Raw genomic sequence first — 15,408 nt, forward strand, 5'->3', positions numbered from 1 at the left:
GCCACTGTCAGGCTGAACGAAGTCGAAGCCTTCTGATAACAAACTATTGAAATCCATAATTAATTAAAGTGAAAATATTAAAACAACTATATATCAATAACAAATTCTTCTTCGCTCTTTTTGGCGTTGGAATTTGTTATGTTTTGGCATTTTTCTTTCCGGTGATGATGTGGATTGCAAATTCATTATTGATTTTTGTTTTACTGTTGGTAATTGTCGATTGCCTGATTCTTTTTCAAAATAAAGAAGGCATCAACGCACAAAGAATTTTGCCGGAAAAATTATCCAATGGCGATGAAAATTCAGTGAAAGTTGATATTAGGAATAATTACAGTTTTAATATCAATACTAAAATTATTGACGAAATTCCGTTTCAGTTTCAGAAGAGAGATTTCCTTATTGATAAAAATATCGAAAGTGGAAATAATGTCTTTTTCGAGTATATTCTGGAACCAAAAGAACGTGGCGAATATAGTTTCGGAAACCTGAATATTTACGTCAATTCTCCTATTGGATTGGTTTCCAGAAGATTTACTTTTCAGAAAGATGCAAAATTGGCAAGTTATCCATCATTCATCCATCTCAGAAAATATGAGTTAATGGCACTTCAAAATGAATTCTTATTGGGCGGAATTAAAAAAATAAGAAAGTTAGGTCACACGCTGGAATTTGAGCAAATCCGTGATTATGTTCAGGGAGATGACATCCGAAGTATCAACTGGAAAGCGACTTCCAAAACCAGCAAATTGATGGTGAATCAGTTTCAGGATGAAAAATCACAACGAATCATCATGCTGATCGACAAAGGCAGAACGATGAAAATGCCTTTCAACGGACTGAGCTTATTGGATTATTCCATCAATGCAACAATGGCACTTTCACACATTATTCTGAAAAAAGGCGACCGTGCAGGAATGATGACTTTCTCCAAAAAACCCGAAAACAAAGTCGCTGCAGAAAACAAATCCGGACAGTTGAAAAAAATTTCTGAGGCACTTTATAATGTCCAGACCAATTTCTTCGAAAGTGATTTTGGAAGACTTTATCAGGAAACAAAATTTCATCTGAATCAAAGAAGTCTAGTCTTGTTATTTACCAATTTTGAAACTTTGGACGGGCTCAATCGTCAGATGAAGTATCTGCGGGGAATCGCCAAAAACCATCTTCTCGTCGTTATATTTTTCAAGAATTCAGAAGTTCATAAATTACTAAATACGAATCCTGAAAATATGCAGGAAATCTATGACGAGATCATTGCAGAAAAGTTTGAATTCGAGAAAAAACTGATTATTCAGGAACTCAGAAAATACGGAATTTACAGCATTTATACATTACCAGAAAATCTCAACATAGATGTCATCAATAAATATCTGGAGATAAAAGCGAGAGGAATTTTGTAAATTTACATTTCTAATTTAAATTTTAAAAATGAAAATTACACTCAATAGAATCAACGACGATTTCCTTTTCGAATGTTCCAATGAACAGGGAAATTCAATTTTGTTAGACAATACAACATTGCCAGGCGCAAAAGGCGTTTCGCCGATGCAATCTCTGTTAATGGCGGTTGCTGGATGTAGCGGAATTGATGTTGTTTCAATCTTAAAAAAACAACGCCAAACCATCACGGATTTCAAAGCGGAAGTAGAAGGCGAAAGAGTTCAGGTGGATGAGGCAAAACCTTTCAAATCCATCAAAGTAAAGTTCTTCCTCGAAGGCGAAATCGACCCGAAAAAAGCTAAGAAAGCTGCAGAATTATCTTTCGAAAAATATTGCTCCGTTTCCAAAACGCTTGAACCAAATGTAGAAATTACTTATGAAGTCAGCGTGAATGGCGAAATTACAGAATAGTCAATCAAATAAAAAACCTTCTCAAAGTGAGAAGGTTTCCTTTTTATAATTTCTATCTGTGCGTCAATCTCGGCTGAATCAGCTTCGCAACCGTAGAAGTCCATCCGGTTTGATGGGAAGCACCAACGCCCCGGCCATTATCGCCGTGGAAATATTCGAAGAACATAATGTAATCCTTGAAATGCGGATCATTATTGAATTTATCAACACCACCGTTGAACGCTCTGTTTCCGTTTTCATCTTTCAGGAAAATCTTACAAAGTCTGTCGCTGATGTCTTTGGAAACTTCTTCCAGATTCTTTTGGACACCGCTTCCTTTCGGATATTCAATAGTCAATGCATCACCGAAAAAGAAATGAAAGCGTTGTAAACTCTCGACAATCAGGAAGTTAATCGGAAACCAAATCGGTCCGCGCCAATTGCTGTTGCCGCCAAACATCCGGCTGTCACTTTCTGCAGGCGTGTAATAGACGACATGTTCCTGGTCGTGAACGGTAAATCGGAACGGATTTTCTTCATAGATCTTGGACATCGCACGGATGCCGTAATCACTCAAAAATTCGGATTCATCCACCAATCTGGTAAGGACTTTTGTCAGTCTTGTTTTTCTTAAAATACTTAATAAATGTTTATTTCCCTCGCCTTCCACATACCATTGGGAAACGAGCTTTGTAAGATCTTGTTTGTTTCTGAGGATCCATTCCATTCTTTTTTTGAAGGCCGGAAGTTTCTCCAGCATACTGTGTTCCACAACTTCTACTGCAAACATCGGAATCAATCCAACGATGCTTCGAAGTTTCAGATTCACACTGTCTCCGTTGGATAACTGTAGCAAATCATAGAAAAATCCGTCTTCCTCATTCCAAAGTCCCTGTTTGCCATCACCTATATTTTCCATCGCTTCTGCAATGTAAAGGTAATGTTCAAAGAATTTGATTGCCATATCTTCATAGACTGGATTATGAATCGCCAATTCCATAGAAATTCTCATCATATTCAAGGCGTACATCGCCATCCAGCTGGTTCCGTCGGCCTGTTCCAGATGTTCACCTTCACTGAATTCCATATTCCGGTCAAAGGCTCCAATATTATCAAGGCCCAGGAATCCGCCTCCGAAAAGGTTGTTTCCATTGTAATCTTTTCGGTTGACCCACCAGGTGAAATTCAGTAATAATTTTTGGAAAACCCTTTCCAGAAAAGCCAAATCCGGCTTTCCATTATTTTTTTCATCGATTTTAAAAACCCTGAAAGTTGCCCACGCATGAACCGGTGGATTCACATCATCGAAGTTCCATTCATAAGCCGGAACTTGTCCGTTCGGATGCATATACCATTCTTTGGTCAACGTAATCAATTGGTCTTTAGCGAATTCCGAATCAATCACGCAAAAGCTCACACAATGGAAAGCTAAATCCCAGGTTGCATACCAAGGATATTCCCACTTGTCTGGCATCGAGATGATGTCTTTGTTATGAAGGTGTTCCCAGTCGCTGTTTCGCACAAAACCTCTCCTTTGAATCGGGAAATTCGGGTCACCTTTCAGCCATTTACCAACATTATAATGATAAAATTGCTTGTTCCAAAGTAATCCTGCGAAAGCCTGTCTTTGTACATTTTTCTCGTCCTCAGTTTCAATATCCTTTTGTATGTTGGAATAGAAATCATCAGAATCCTGTTTTCTGTGATTGATGATGTCATCAAAATCCCAAAACGCATCCTCCATAATATGCGGAGACAATCGGAATTCGAAAACCTTGTTGCTGTGCGCTTCAATGATTTCTTCACAATGTAAAGACGCTTTGGTCCCGGTTTTCTTTGGATTAATAGTATCCAATCCTTTAGTGATATATTGGTTTATTCCATCCTTAAAAAAACCTTCCGTTTTCGGAGTATTGAATAATCTTGCTCTGTTCGTTTCATTTTCACAGAATAAAGAATCTACATTTCTGTTCCTGGAATATAACTTTTTGATGCTCAGACTATCGTGATGAATATCAATCTCGCCCTGCTTGGAAAAACCAAGATTCGCCTTATAATCATTGTAGCCCCAAACCCAATTATTTCTGTACCAAACCGTTGGCAAAACTACGATTGGTGCAGCTTTATCGCTGCGGTTATGAACATCAATTCTGATCAGGAAATCATCCTCACCAGCTTTTGCATATTCAATAAAAATATCAAAATATTCATCGTTATCGAATATTCCCGTATCAATGATTTCATACTCCGGGTCTTTGTTGGAGCGCTGACCGTTTACCGCAATCAGTTCATCATACGGAAACGCATTGATTGGATACTTGTAAACCATCTTCATATAGCTGTGAGACGGTGTGTTGTCCAGATAATAAAAAATTTCCTTTATATCTTCCCCGTGATTTCCCTGATAATTGCTCAGTCCGAAAAAACGTTCCTTTACTCTTATATCTTTTTTGTTCCAGAAAGACAGCGCAAAACACATCTGTTGCTTGTCATCGGAGATTCCGGCAATGCCTTCCTCAGCCCATCTGTAGGTCCAGGCTTCCGCCGTGTCGTGACCTGTAAATCCCCACGCATCGCCGTTTGTACTGTAATCTTCCCGCACATTTCCCCATTGGCGATGGCTCACATAAGGACCCCATTTCTTCCAACGCGGATTTCTCAATTTTTCTTCCTCGTTCATATTTTTCTAATTATTTTTTGGATAATTATTCGTTTTTAATTTAGGAGCATCACGTTTCGATTTCTGTTCCACGTTTCCAACCCGCTGTCCACTATATCTTTTTTTGCTTAGATGATTGTTCATCCAAAGAAACTTCCTCAAAAGCAAAAAAAGGATGCCGTTCCCATCGGGACTATGTTGAAGATTTCCTTTCTTTCAAGTTTTTAAAATTCCAAAAACCATCAACTAACAACAGTCAACCAACGACCAATTACCCGTTATCCGCAAAACTCTCCAGCGTCGTCATTCCGCCATCCACATAAATACTAGCTCCCGTAATGTAATCCGAATAATCACTCGCCAAAAATACGGCTAAATTTCCAATGTCTTCCGGTTGCCCGATTCTGTCATACGGAATCAGCGTCATCAGCGCGTCCAGAGATTTCTCATTATCCCAAGCCGACTTGTTGATTGGCGTTTGAATTGCGCCTGGGCAAATATTATTCACCCGGATTTTTTGCTTTCCATATTCCTGAGCCAGCGTCTGCATCAGCATTCTGAGGGCACCTTTGCTGGAAGCATAATTCGCGTGTCCAGCCCACGGAATCGTCTCGTGAACACTGCTGATATTGATGATTTTTCCCAAAGCTTTAGATTTGTCATTCATTCCACGTTTCAGAAATTCTCTAATGGCTTCTCTTGAACAAAGAAATTGTCCCGTCAGATTCACATCAATCACTTTTTGCCATTGCGCCAAAGTCATATCAATGAACGAAGCATCTTGTTGCAAACCAGCATTATTAATAAGAATATCAACAGTTCCGTATTTCTCGATCGTCGTCTGGAACATTGCCTGAACTTGGTCTTCTTTGCTCACATCACATTGAATGATAAAACCTTCGCCACCATTTTCCTCAATGGTTTTCAAAGTTTCTTCAGCTTCCGGACGAGAATGTTCAGATGAATGATTTATGATGGTAATTGCGCCGGATTTTGCCAGACTGATAGCAATTCCTTTCCCGATTCCACTGCTGGAACCTGTTACAATGGCCACTTGTTTATTTAGATTAATTTCCATTTTTAAATTTTTGTGAATTTTTTTAAATACAAATATGATACGCAAGTTCTGAGAAAATTTATTATTAACAAATAATTATTTTAGAAATTTCTCGGGAAATTTGGGAAAAGTGAATTTTGTGAAGTATATTTGCAGTCAGAATTGTTCATTTACATATTGAAAATGTTATCGAGAAAGGTGGAGAGATTAGACTCTGTGAAACCTTGGCAACCCTTTGGAAACGAAGAAGGTGCTAAATTCTATCCCGAATTTTTTGGGAAAAGATAACCTAAAATTTATTCTACATTTCCCGTAGCATTTTCAATTTTTTTATCAGATAAAATTGGAAAATAAGTTACAACATCTTCAGAAATTACATTTCACGACACAAACCGGAAAGGTTTATGATATCCCATTAAGCTATCAGCTTTTTGGGGAAGAACTGTATTCTGCTCCAATCATTCTGATAAATCACGCTCTGACAGGAAACTCCGACGTTGCCGGCGAAAACGGCTGGTGGAAAACCTTGGTCGGCAACGGAAAAGTAATCGACACAAACCGATTTACAGTGATTTGTTTTAACATTCCGGGAAACGGTTTCGACGGATTTTTCATTGACAATTACGAAGATTTCACAGCGCTTGATATTGCTAAAATTTTCCTTGAAGGCCTAAAACTCCTGAAAATTGAAAAGCTTTTCGCTTTGGTTGGCGGCTCTGTTGGCGGTTCTATCGGTTGGGAAATGCTCGCTTTGGAAAATAATTTAGCAGAAAAATTTATCCCGATTGCTACAGATTTCAAAACGTCTGACTGGCTGCACTCTCAATGTCTGGTTCAAAAATATCTTTTAGAATCAGAAGAAAAACCATTGGAAAAAGCAAGAGTTCATGCAATGTTGTGCTACAGAACACCAGAATCTCTCAACTCAAGATTCAAAAGAGAAAAAGATTCTGAAAAACAAATTCTGAAGTCTCACGATTGGCTCAACTTCCACGGAAAAAGATTGAACGAAAGATTTAGTTTAAAAGCTTACAAACTCGTCAATCACCTTCTGATGAACATCAACGGAAAGGAAAACGAACTCGAAAACATCAATGCCGAAATTCATTTGGTTTCGGTTGATTCAGACCTTTTCTATCCAGCTTTCGAAATTAAAAATACTTACGATTTTTTACAAAATAAAAACAAAAATGTTCAGTACCACGAAATCAAATCCATCCACGGACATGATGCTTTCCTGATGGAATATGAACAACTGAACACAATTTTAACACCTCTATTTTTGAACTGATGACAGACAAGAACGCAATTAATATATACAGAAATAAAGCTTTGGTCAACTTCGAAGGAAAAAATTTCCTCGGACAAATCGGTGTGGATTCACGCATTTTTCAAGCTTTGAATGGAGGCGGAATAAGCGTTGGTGTCATTTCGCAACAAGCCATAGAAAACGGAATTTCTGTTCTTGTAGACGAAGTTGATGCAGAAGATGCTGTCAAGTTCCTAAAAAAAGAATTTGAGAAAGAAACAAAAGAGGGCCATGTCAGCAATATATACAGTATTGATAATTTAAGCGTTATTGGTTTTGTTTCGGATAATTACAACAAGATTTTATCAGAACTTCAGCGCAACAAGATTTATCCTTTATTGTTAAGTCAAATCGCATCGGCTGGAAGAGTCAACATAGTTGTGACCGGAAACCAAACCGAAATCACAAAGAACATCATCGAAACCGAAATCTACGGAAAACCAAAAACCGTCCATCTCGCTTTGATTGGTCACGGAAATGTTGGCGGAACTTTGGTAGAGCAGATCCTTGATTCAGCTTATGACATTCTAAAAAGAAAAAGAGTGGATTTGAAAATAGTTGCGATTGCTAATTCTAAAAAAATAGCTTTTAACCAAGTTGGTTTCGGTAGCGATTGGAGGCAGAAAATCAAATTTTCCCAAACAGAATCCAGCGTAGAAAAATTAGTTGAGTTTGCAAAGGAACATCATTTGGAAAACCTTGTAATGGTTGATAATACGGCGAGCAAAGATTTTGTAAAGCATTATCCGACTTTTGTAGAAAATGGTTTTGATGTCGTAGGTTCCAACAAGATTTACAACACCTTACCAATTTCAGAATACCGAGATTTCCGAAAATTATTAGAGAAAAACAAAAAGAAATATCTTTACGAAACTAATGTAGGTGCAGGTTTACCATTGATTGATACCATCAAACTTCTCCATCTTTCAGGCGAGAATATCACCAGAATCAAAGGCGTTTTTTCCGGAACTTTGAGTTATGTTTTCAATAATTTCTCTCTTCGAAATGACAAATATTCGGTCATCATCCGTGAAGCGATGGAAAAAGGTTTCACAGAACCGGATCCACGAGAAGATTTATCCGGAAATGATGTTGCAAGAAAATTGTTGATTCTGGCAAGAGAATTAGATTTGATTAATGAGTTTCAGGATATTAACATTCAAAATCTCGTTCCGGAAAATCTTTTGGACATTGATAAAAACGAATTTATTTCAAGACTGGAAGAATTAGATTCAGAATATCAAAAAATCAAAGAAAACCAAAAGCCAGACTACGTTTTACGTTACGTCGGTGATTTGCACGGAAACCTTCAGGAAGAAAAAGGAGAATTAGATGTGAAATTAATTTCCGTTCCAGCCAACTCCGCACTCGGACAACTGAAAGGTTCAGACTCCATTTTTGAGATTTACACCGAAAGTTACGGAGAAAATCCAATCGTCATTATGGGCGCCGGAGCCGGAGCCAAAGTAACTGCCCGAGGCGTTTTCGGAGATATTTTAAGACTGAGCGAAACAAAATAATCAACGAATCCGAAAGGATTCAATATCAGTAGCCGTAGGTGAAACCTATGGAACGAAACAACAGTAACAACAAACAACCGTAAATAAAACCTACGGAAAATATAGAAATGGAAAATCAAAATTTCGAAACATTAGCCATCAGAACCCAAACCGAAAGAACTCAGTTTGATGAGCATTCCACACCTTTATACCTCACTTCAAGCTTCGTATTCGAAGATGCGGAAGATATGCGCGCAAGCTTTGCAGAAGAAAAAGACAAAAATCTATACAGCCGTTTCAGCAACCCGAACGTCACAGAATTTGTAGATAAAATTGTGCAAATGGAAGGCGCAGAATCCGGTTACGCTTTTGCGACGGGAATGGCCGCGATTTATTCCACTTTCGCCACTTTGCTTGATGCGGGCGACCATATCGTAAGCTGCCAGTCGGTTTTCGGTTCCACGCACACTTTGTTCACGAAATATTTCCCAAAATGGAATATAGAAACCACCTATTTCAAAGCCGAAGACGCTGAGAATATCGAAAAATACATCAAACCAAATACAAAAATCCTGTATTTGGAAACGCCGACAAATCCGGCAATCGAAATTTTAGATTTAGAATTCTTCGGTCAATTTGCGAGAAAACACAACTTGATTTTTGTTGTAGATAATTGTTTTGCAACACCTTATCTTCAACAACCGATTAAATACGGCGCAGATATTGTCGTTCATTCCGCAACGAAATTGATTGACGGTCAAGGTCGTGTGCTCGGTGGCGTTGCCGTTGGAAAAGCAGATTTGATTCGCGAGATTTACCTTTTCGCAAGGAACACAGGTCCGGCGATGTCGCCGTTCAACGCGTGGGTTTTGAGCAAAAGTCTTGAAACTTTGGCGATTCGTGTCGAGAAACACTGCGAAAATGCACAAAAAGTGGCGGAGTTTCTTGAAAACCACCCGAATGTAGAATTAGTAAAATACCCTTTCCTGAAATCTCATCCAAGCTACGAAATCGCCAAAAAACAAATGAAATTGGGTGGAAATATCGTCGCTTTCGAAGTCAAAAACGGCATCGAAGGCGGACGCAATTTCCTCAACCGAATCAAGATGTGTTCTCTTTCTGCAAACTTGGGCGACACAAGAACGATTGTCACGCATCCCGCTTCCACAACACATTCCAAGCTTTCTGACGACGAACGAAATGAGGTTGGAATCACGGCAGGATTGGTGCGTTGCTCGGTAGGATTAGAAAATATAGATGACATTATCAACGATTTGAAACAGGCCTTAGATTAAAACTTTATTTACATATCTTTAAGATGCCTAAATATATTTGTAAGTGCGGAAACATAATCAATCTAAGTGATATACCTAGTCCAAATCAATTATTATTAATCGAAGACAGAGATTATGATAAATATTTTGGAGATATTGATGCGGAAAAATTACATCACGATATGAGTTTAGTCGTCAGATGTGTCAATTGTAAAAGGCTTTATATTTTTGAAAATGGATATAGTAAAGAGCCTATTGTGTATCAAATAGAGAAAGGAAAATGGAATAAAAATGATTAATAAACCATTTCTGATATTATATGCAGTGCCTCATCGTTTTTTAGCAACGATAAAAAAAATGAAAAAATGAAAAATTCAGAACAATTATACAAAGCAATCTCCGAACGCATTCTAATTTTGGACGGCGCAATGGGAACAATGATTCAGCGCTATAATTTCTCGGAAGAGGATTATCGTGGCGAACGTTTCAAAGACTGGGAATCCTCACTCAAAGGAAACAACGATTTGCTTTCTCTCACCCAACCAGAAGCTATTGAAGAAATTCACAAAAAATATTTGTTAGCCGGCGCAGATATCATCGAAACCAACACGTTTTCCGGAACCACGATTGCGATGGCAGATTATCATATGGAAGATTTGGTTTACGAACTCAATTACGAATCTGCAAAAATCGCCCGTAAAGTCTGCGATGAATTTACTGCTCAAAACCCCAACAAACCAAGATTTGTTGCCGGTTCCATCGGACCAACCAACAGGACGGCAAGTTTAAGTCCTGACGTGAACGACCCAGGTTACAGAGCCATCACTTTTGACGAATTGAGAATTGCCTACAAACAACAGGCAGAAGCTTTGCTTGATGGCGGTTCCGATATTCTTTTAGTAGAAACCATCTTCGACACTTTAAATGCAAAAGCGGCACTTTTCGCCATCGACCAAATTCAGGAGGAAAGAAAAATCGAAATTCCAATTATGGTTTCCGGAACGATTACTGATGCTTCCGGAAGAACTTTGAGCGGACAAACAGCTGAAGCTTTCTTGATTTCAGTTTCTCATCTTAATTTATTGAGTGTTGGATTCAATTGCGCCTTGGGTGCAAAACAGCTGACACCTTATTTAGAAGCAATTTCTTCTCAGTCAGAATTCGGAATTTCTGCTTACCCAAATGCAGGCTTACCGAACGCTTTCGGACAATATGATGAAACTGCAAGTCAGATGGCTGAACAGGTTCAAGAATATCTGGAAAAAGGACTTATTAATATTATCGGTGGTTGTTGCGGAACGACGCCGGAACACATCAAAGCGATTGCCGATTTGGCAAATAACTACGAACCTAGAAAAATTGGTCAACTGAATAATTTATAGCTCAAAGCCACGAAGTGGTGGAATCAAAAGCATAGAGCGAAACCCTATGAATAATGAGATTTAGTTATATAATAAAGGTCTGAAAAACCGAAATCAAAAGCATTGGGTAAAGCCCAATGAAAAATATAAAAAACACAAATTTGAAATGGGACAATCATTAAATAAAATATATGTTCATCTTGTTTTTAGCACCAAACACAGGAAACCATTAATAACAGGTTTGATAACAGAAGAGTTATTCAATTATCTAGGTGGGATTTGCAAAAACCTGGAATGTAATCCTATACAAGTTGGCGGACATAAAGACCACGTTCATATATTGTGTTTATTGTCTAAGAAGATTTCTTTAATGAAATTGATGGAAGAGGTAAAATCACATTCTTCAAAATGGATAAAAACAAAAGGTGCTGAGTTTGAAAATTTTTATTGGCAAAATGGTTACGGTGCATTTTCCGTCAATCCATCTGAATTAGAAATTGTGAAAAATTATATTAACAATCAAGAAGAACATCATAAAAGGAAAACATTTCAAGAAGAGTTTTTAGCTTTTCTAAAAAAATACAATGTTGAATACGACGAAAAATATGTTTGGGATTAATGAATGCGTTTTTCAAATATTGTGCAATTAGCAATTAGTGATTGCGCCCTTTCAGGGCTTCGCTTCTACCGTACATTTTTTCATTGGGCTTTGCCCAATGCTAATGATATTGCCACTTTGTGGCTGTAAAAGGAACAAAACAAAATGAAATACTTAAAATTATCAGGTCTAGAACCTCTAATTATAACCCCGGAATCCAATTTCATCAACGTTGGAGAAAGAACCAATGTTGCTGGTTCCAAAAAATTTCTTCGATTAATTAAGGAAGAAAAGTTTTCCGAAGCGCTTGATATTGCCCGTCATCAGGTAGATGGAGGCGCACAAATTCTGGATGTCAATTTCGATGACGGATTGATTGACGGAAAAGCATCAATGATAAAATTCCTTAATCTAATTGCTTCAGAACCCGACATTTCCAGAATCCCAATTATGATTGATTCCTCAAAATGGGAAATTTTGGAAGCCGGATTGCAAGTTGTTCAAGGAAAAGCTGTGGTTAATTCCATCAGTTTAAAAGAAGGCGAAGAAGAGTTCATCAAACACGCAAGAGCTATCAAACGTTATGGTGCTGCTGTGATTGTAATGGCTTTTGATGAGGTTGGACAAGCGGATAATTTTGAAAGAAGACTGGAAATCACGAAACGGTCTTACGACATTCTCGTTAACCAACTGGACTTTCCGGCAGAAGATATTATTTTCGATTTGAATATTTTTCCGGTTGCAACGGGAATGGAAGAACACCGTAGAAATGCCATTGATTTTATCGAGGCTACACGTTGGGTTCGTACCAATCTTCCTTATGCTTCCGTAAGTGGCGGCGTTTCCAACGTTTCGTTTTCTTTTCGAGGCAATGATTCTGTTCGTGAAGCAATGCACTCCGTTTTCCTTTACCACGCCATAAAAGCGGGGATGAATATGGGAATCGTAAACCCGACAATGTTGGAAGTTTATGACGAAATCCCGAAGGAACTTCTCGAATTGGTTGAAGACGTGATGCTCGACAGAAAAGATGATGCAACTGAAAGATTACTGGATTATTCCGAAAGAGTAAAATCCACCAAAAAAGAAAAAACCGAAGATTTGGCTTGGCGCGAAATGCCTTTGCAGGAAAGAATCACGCATTCTTTGGTTAAGGGACTTGACCGTTTTATCGAAGAAGATACAGAAGAAGCAAGATTACAAGCTGAAAAACCACTTCACGTCATCGAAGTTAATCTAATGACCGGAATGGGCGTTGTCGGCGACCTTTTCGGAAGTGGAAAAATGTTCTTGCCTCAGGTTGTGAAATCGGCGAGGGTAATGAAAAAAGCTGTCGCTTACCTGCAACCATTCATCGAAGCTGAAAAAGACGGAACTAGACCTGCGAACGGAAAAATATTGATGGCAACGGTAAAAGGCGACGTTCACGATATCGGAAAAAATATTGTGAGCGTGGTTTTGGGTTGTAACAATTACGACATCGTTGACCTCGGAGTTATGGTTCCTGCGGATAAAATCATCCAAACTGCGATTGACGAAAAAGTTGACATCATTGGCTTGAGCGGATTGATTACACCAAGTCTGGACGAAATGGTTCACTTGGCTTCAGAATTAGAAAGACGAAATCTAAGTTTCCCTTTATTAATTGGTGGTGCAACAACTTCCAAAGCGCATACAGCGGTAAAAATCGCTCCGAAATATGCCAATACTGTTGTTCACGTGAACGATGCTTCCCGAGCAGTTGGTGTTGTAAGTTCACTTTTGAATAAAGATAAATCCAGCGTTTATTCTTTAGAATTGAAAAAAGATTATGATGATTTCCGTGAGAAATTCCTCAACCGACAAGTTGATAAAGAATACGTGACGATTGATGAAGCCAGAAAACAGAAATTCAAAATCGATTGGGAGAGTGAAGAGATTCATAAACCAAATAAACTTGGAATTACAATTATCGAAGACCAAGATTTGGATGAATTGGTTGAATTTATCGACTGGTCGCCGTTTTTCAGAAGCTGGCAATTGTTTGGAAAATTCCCTGATATTTTGACAGACAATGTGGTTGGCGAACAAGCGACGATTTTGTTCAATGAAGCCAAAGCAATGCTTAAGAAAATCCTTCAGAAAAAAAGTTTCAAAGCCAAAGGCATTTTCGGAATTTTCCCTGCGAATGCGACTGAGCGTGATGATATTTTGGTTTATGATGACAATAAAAATGTGATATCGACTTTCAGAACTTTGAGACAACAGCATAAAAAATCAGAAGGAAAAGAATATTTCGCTTTGTCAGATTTTATTGCTCCAGAAAATTCTGAAAAACAAGATTATATTGGTGTTTTCTGTGTTTGTACAGGTTTTGGTGCTGATGAATTGGCGAAAGAATACGAAGATAAAATGGACGATTACAATGCAATTATGGTCAAAGCTTTGGCCGACCGTTTTGCAGAAGCTTTCGCAGAATATCTTCACAAAAAAGTCCGAACGGAATATTGGGGTTATTCAGAAAATGAAACTCTGACGAATGACGATTTGATTAAAGAAAAATATTTGGGAATCCGTCCGGCTCCAGGTTATCCGGCTTGTCCCGACCATTTGGATAAATTGACCATTTGGAATTTGCTAAAAGTGGATGAAAAAATCGGCGTGACTTTGACGGAAAGTCTTGCGATGTGGCCAACGGCGGCGGTTTCAGGTTATTATTTCGGAAATGAAAAATCCAAATATTTTGGTGTTGGAAAAATTGATGAAGACCAATTGAAAGATTATGCCGAGAGAAAAGATGTTGATCTAGAATATGCCAGAAAATGGCTGAGCCCGAATTTGGCGGATTAATTCTATAAATTATTTTAAAACTATTAAATGAAAATTACTGACCATATAAAAAACGCAAACGGAAAAACGCTTTTCTCTTTCGAAATTGTTCCGCCACAAAAAGGCGTGGGAATTGCGGATCTTTATAAAAATATTGATCCTTTGATGGAGTTCAACCCTCCCTTTATTGATGTGACGACTTCTCGTGAAGAATACGTTTTCATCGAAAGGGGAAATGGTTTGATGGAAAGAAAAATTACGAGAATGCGTCCCGGAACTTTGGGGATTTGCGCTGCGATCCAGCATAAATATAATGTAGATACCGTTCCACACGTTCTTTGTGGAGGTTTTACCAAGGAAGAAACCGAATATCTGTTAGTTGATTGTATGTATCTGGGAATCAATAATATTGTGGCTTTGCGTGGTGATGCAATGAAGGGTGAAAAGTATTTTGAACAGTCAAAAGGCGGGCACAAATATGCGTCGGATCTGGTAAAACAGATTCACGATCTGGGAACAGGAAAATATCTTCACGAAGAAATAGAATGTGATGATAACGGCAGTTTCTGTATTGGTGTTGCGGGTTATCCGGAAAAACATATCGAAGCACCATCAATGAATTATGACCTCCAAATGCTGAAGAAAAAAGTAGAGGCAGGCGCAGATTATATCGTGACACAAATGTTCTTTGATAATCAAAAATATTTTGAATTTGTAAGACAAGCCAGAGAAATAGGGATCAATGTTCCAATTATTCCCGGAATCAAACCGATTGCTACCAAAACACATTTGCAAATGTTACCCCAGGTTTTCAAAATTGATCTGCCAGAAAATCTGATCTCAGAAGTTCTGAAATGCAAAACCAACAGCGATGTACGAGAAGTCGGAATCGAATGGGCAATCAGCCAATGCAAAGAATTGCTGGATTTTGGAGTCGATGTTTTGCACTTTTACTCGATGGGAAAAAGTGATAATATTTTGAAAATAGGAAGAGAGGTTTTCTAAAACAAAAA

The 15,408-nt window shown here is 38.2% G+C and carries 12 protein-coding genes and 1 riboswitch; of the genes, 10 read left to right on the forward strand and 2 right to left on the reverse strand.

Annotated features, from left to right (window positions below; all coding sequences use genetic code 11):
* Positions 1-68: 68 nt before the first annotated feature.
* Both ACFJGY_RS02905 and ACFJGY_RS02910 read left to right on the forward strand, forming a co-directional pair.
* Positions 69-1,400 carry a DUF58 domain-containing protein gene (locus ACFJGY_RS02905; protein WP_379967953.1) on the forward strand — a complete coding sequence of 444 codons (1,332 nt, stop codon included), beginning with the start codon at positions 69-71 and terminating at the stop codon, positions 1,398-1,400.
* 28 nt (positions 1,401-1,428) lie between these two features.
* Positions 1,429-1,851 carry an OsmC family protein gene (locus ACFJGY_RS02910; RefSeq protein WP_379967955.1) on the forward strand — a complete coding sequence of 141 codons (423 nt, stop codon included), beginning with the start codon at positions 1,429-1,431 and terminating at the stop codon, positions 1,849-1,851.
* Between the two features lie 52 nt (positions 1,852-1,903).
* Here ACFJGY_RS02910 and ACFJGY_RS02915 read toward each other — a convergent pair whose 3' ends face one another.
* Positions 1,904-4,510 (reverse strand): glucosidase, encoded by a 2,607-nt coding sequence (locus ACFJGY_RS02915; protein ID WP_379967957.1) that lies wholly within the window; start codon positions 4,508-4,510, stop codon positions 1,904-1,906.
* A gap of 250 nt (positions 4,511-4,760) precedes the next feature.
* Complete coding sequence (locus tag ACFJGY_RS02920; protein WP_379967959.1) at positions 4,761-5,567, reverse strand: glucose 1-dehydrogenase; 807 nt, start codon at positions 5,565-5,567, stop codon at positions 4,761-4,763.
* Positions 5,568-5,729: 162 nt separating this feature from the next.
* Positions 5,730-5,837: riboswitch (SAM riboswitch) on the forward strand.
* 52 nt (positions 5,838-5,889) lie between these two features.
* On the opposite strand from ACFJGY_RS02920, the gene ACFJGY_RS02925 reads away from it, so the two are divergent.
* From ACFJGY_RS02925 to metF, 8 genes are all read left to right on the forward strand, one after another.
* Positions 5,890-6,837 carry an alpha/beta fold hydrolase gene (locus ACFJGY_RS02925; protein WP_379967961.1) on the forward strand — a complete coding sequence of 316 codons (948 nt, stop codon included), beginning with the start codon at positions 5,890-5,892 and terminating at the stop codon, positions 6,835-6,837.
* Positions 6,837-8,375, forward strand: a complete 1,539-nt coding sequence (locus tag ACFJGY_RS02930) for an ACT domain-containing protein (RefSeq protein WP_379967963.1) — start codon at positions 6,837-6,839, stop codon at positions 8,373-8,375. The genes ACFJGY_RS02925 and ACFJGY_RS02930 overlap by 1 nt, the downstream gene beginning before the upstream one ends.
* Before the next feature lie 107 nt (positions 8,376-8,482).
* Positions 8,483-9,649 carry an O-succinylhomoserine sulfhydrylase gene (locus tag ACFJGY_RS02935; protein WP_379967965.1) on the forward strand — a complete coding sequence of 389 codons (1,167 nt, stop codon included), beginning with the start codon at positions 8,483-8,485 and terminating at the stop codon, positions 9,647-9,649.
* A 23-nt stretch (positions 9,650-9,672) separates the two neighbouring features.
* Positions 9,673-9,927 carry a hypothetical protein gene (locus tag ACFJGY_RS02940; protein WP_379967967.1) on the forward strand — a complete coding sequence of 85 codons (255 nt, stop codon included), beginning with the start codon at positions 9,673-9,675 and terminating at the stop codon, positions 9,925-9,927.
* Between the two features lie 66 nt (positions 9,928-9,993).
* The gene (locus ACFJGY_RS02945) at positions 9,994-11,010 is read left to right on the forward strand and encodes a homocysteine S-methyltransferase family protein (protein ID WP_379967969.1); all 1,017 of its coding nucleotides are present in this window, start codon (positions 9,994-9,996) and stop codon (positions 11,008-11,010) included.
* 145 nt (positions 11,011-11,155) lie between these two features.
* A complete protein-coding gene (gene tnpA, locus ACFJGY_RS02950; protein ID WP_379967971.1) occupies positions 11,156-11,608 on the forward strand; it encodes an IS200/IS605 family transposase in 453 nt (150 codons plus the stop codon).
* Positions 11,609-11,752: 144 nt separating this feature from the next.
* Entirely contained in the window at positions 11,753-14,416 is a 2,664-nt protein-coding gene (gene metH / locus ACFJGY_RS02955; protein ID WP_379967973.1) for a methionine synthase, read from the forward strand.
* A 27-nt stretch (positions 14,417-14,443) separates the two neighbouring features.
* Complete coding sequence (gene metF, locus ACFJGY_RS02960) at positions 14,444-15,400, forward strand: methylenetetrahydrofolate reductase [NAD(P)H] (RefSeq protein ID WP_379967975.1); 957 nt, start codon at positions 14,444-14,446, stop codon at positions 15,398-15,400.
* Positions 15,401-15,408 lie beyond the last annotated feature (8 nt).

Source organism: Epilithonimonas sp. UC225_85, assembly GCF_042695135.1.
In the GTDB taxonomy this organism is placed as follows: domain Bacteria; phylum Bacteroidota; class Bacteroidia; order Flavobacteriales; family Weeksellaceae; genus Epilithonimonas.

Bases quoted from the DNA above. Each gene is read 5' to 3' on its own strand.
- ACFJGY_RS02915 (WP_379967957.1), bottom strand. From the start codon at position 4,510: ATGAACGAGGAAGAAAAATTGAGAAATCCGCGTTGGAAGAAATGGGGT.
- metF (WP_379967975.1), top strand. From the start codon at position 14,444: ATGAAAATTACTGACCATATAAAAAACGCAAACGGAAAAACGCTTTTC.
- metH (WP_379967973.1), top strand. From the start codon at position 11,753: ATGAAATACTTAAAATTATCAGGTCTAGAACCTCTAATTATAACCCCG.
- ACFJGY_RS02920 (WP_379967959.1), bottom strand. From the start codon at position 5,567: ATGGAAATTAATCTAAATAAACAAGTGGCCATTGTAACAGGTTCCAGC.
- ACFJGY_RS02910 (WP_379967955.1), top strand. From the start codon at position 1,429: ATGAAAATTACACTCAATAGAATCAACGACGATTTCCTTTTCGAATGT.
- ACFJGY_RS02930 (WP_379967963.1), top strand. From the start codon at position 6,837: ATGACAGACAAGAACGCAATTAATATATACAGAAATAAAGCTTTGGTC.
- ACFJGY_RS02935 (WP_379967965.1), top strand. From the start codon at position 8,483: ATGGAAAATCAAAATTTCGAAACATTAGCCATCAGAACCCAAACCGAA.
- tnpA (WP_379967971.1), top strand. From the start codon at position 11,156: ATGGGACAATCATTAAATAAAATATATGTTCATCTTGTTTTTAGCACC.
- ACFJGY_RS02940 (WP_379967967.1), top strand. From the start codon at position 9,673: ATGCCTAAATATATTTGTAAGTGCGGAAACATAATCAATCTAAGTGAT.
- ACFJGY_RS02945 (WP_379967969.1), top strand. From the start codon at position 9,994: ATGAAAAATTCAGAACAATTATACAAAGCAATCTCCGAACGCATTCTA.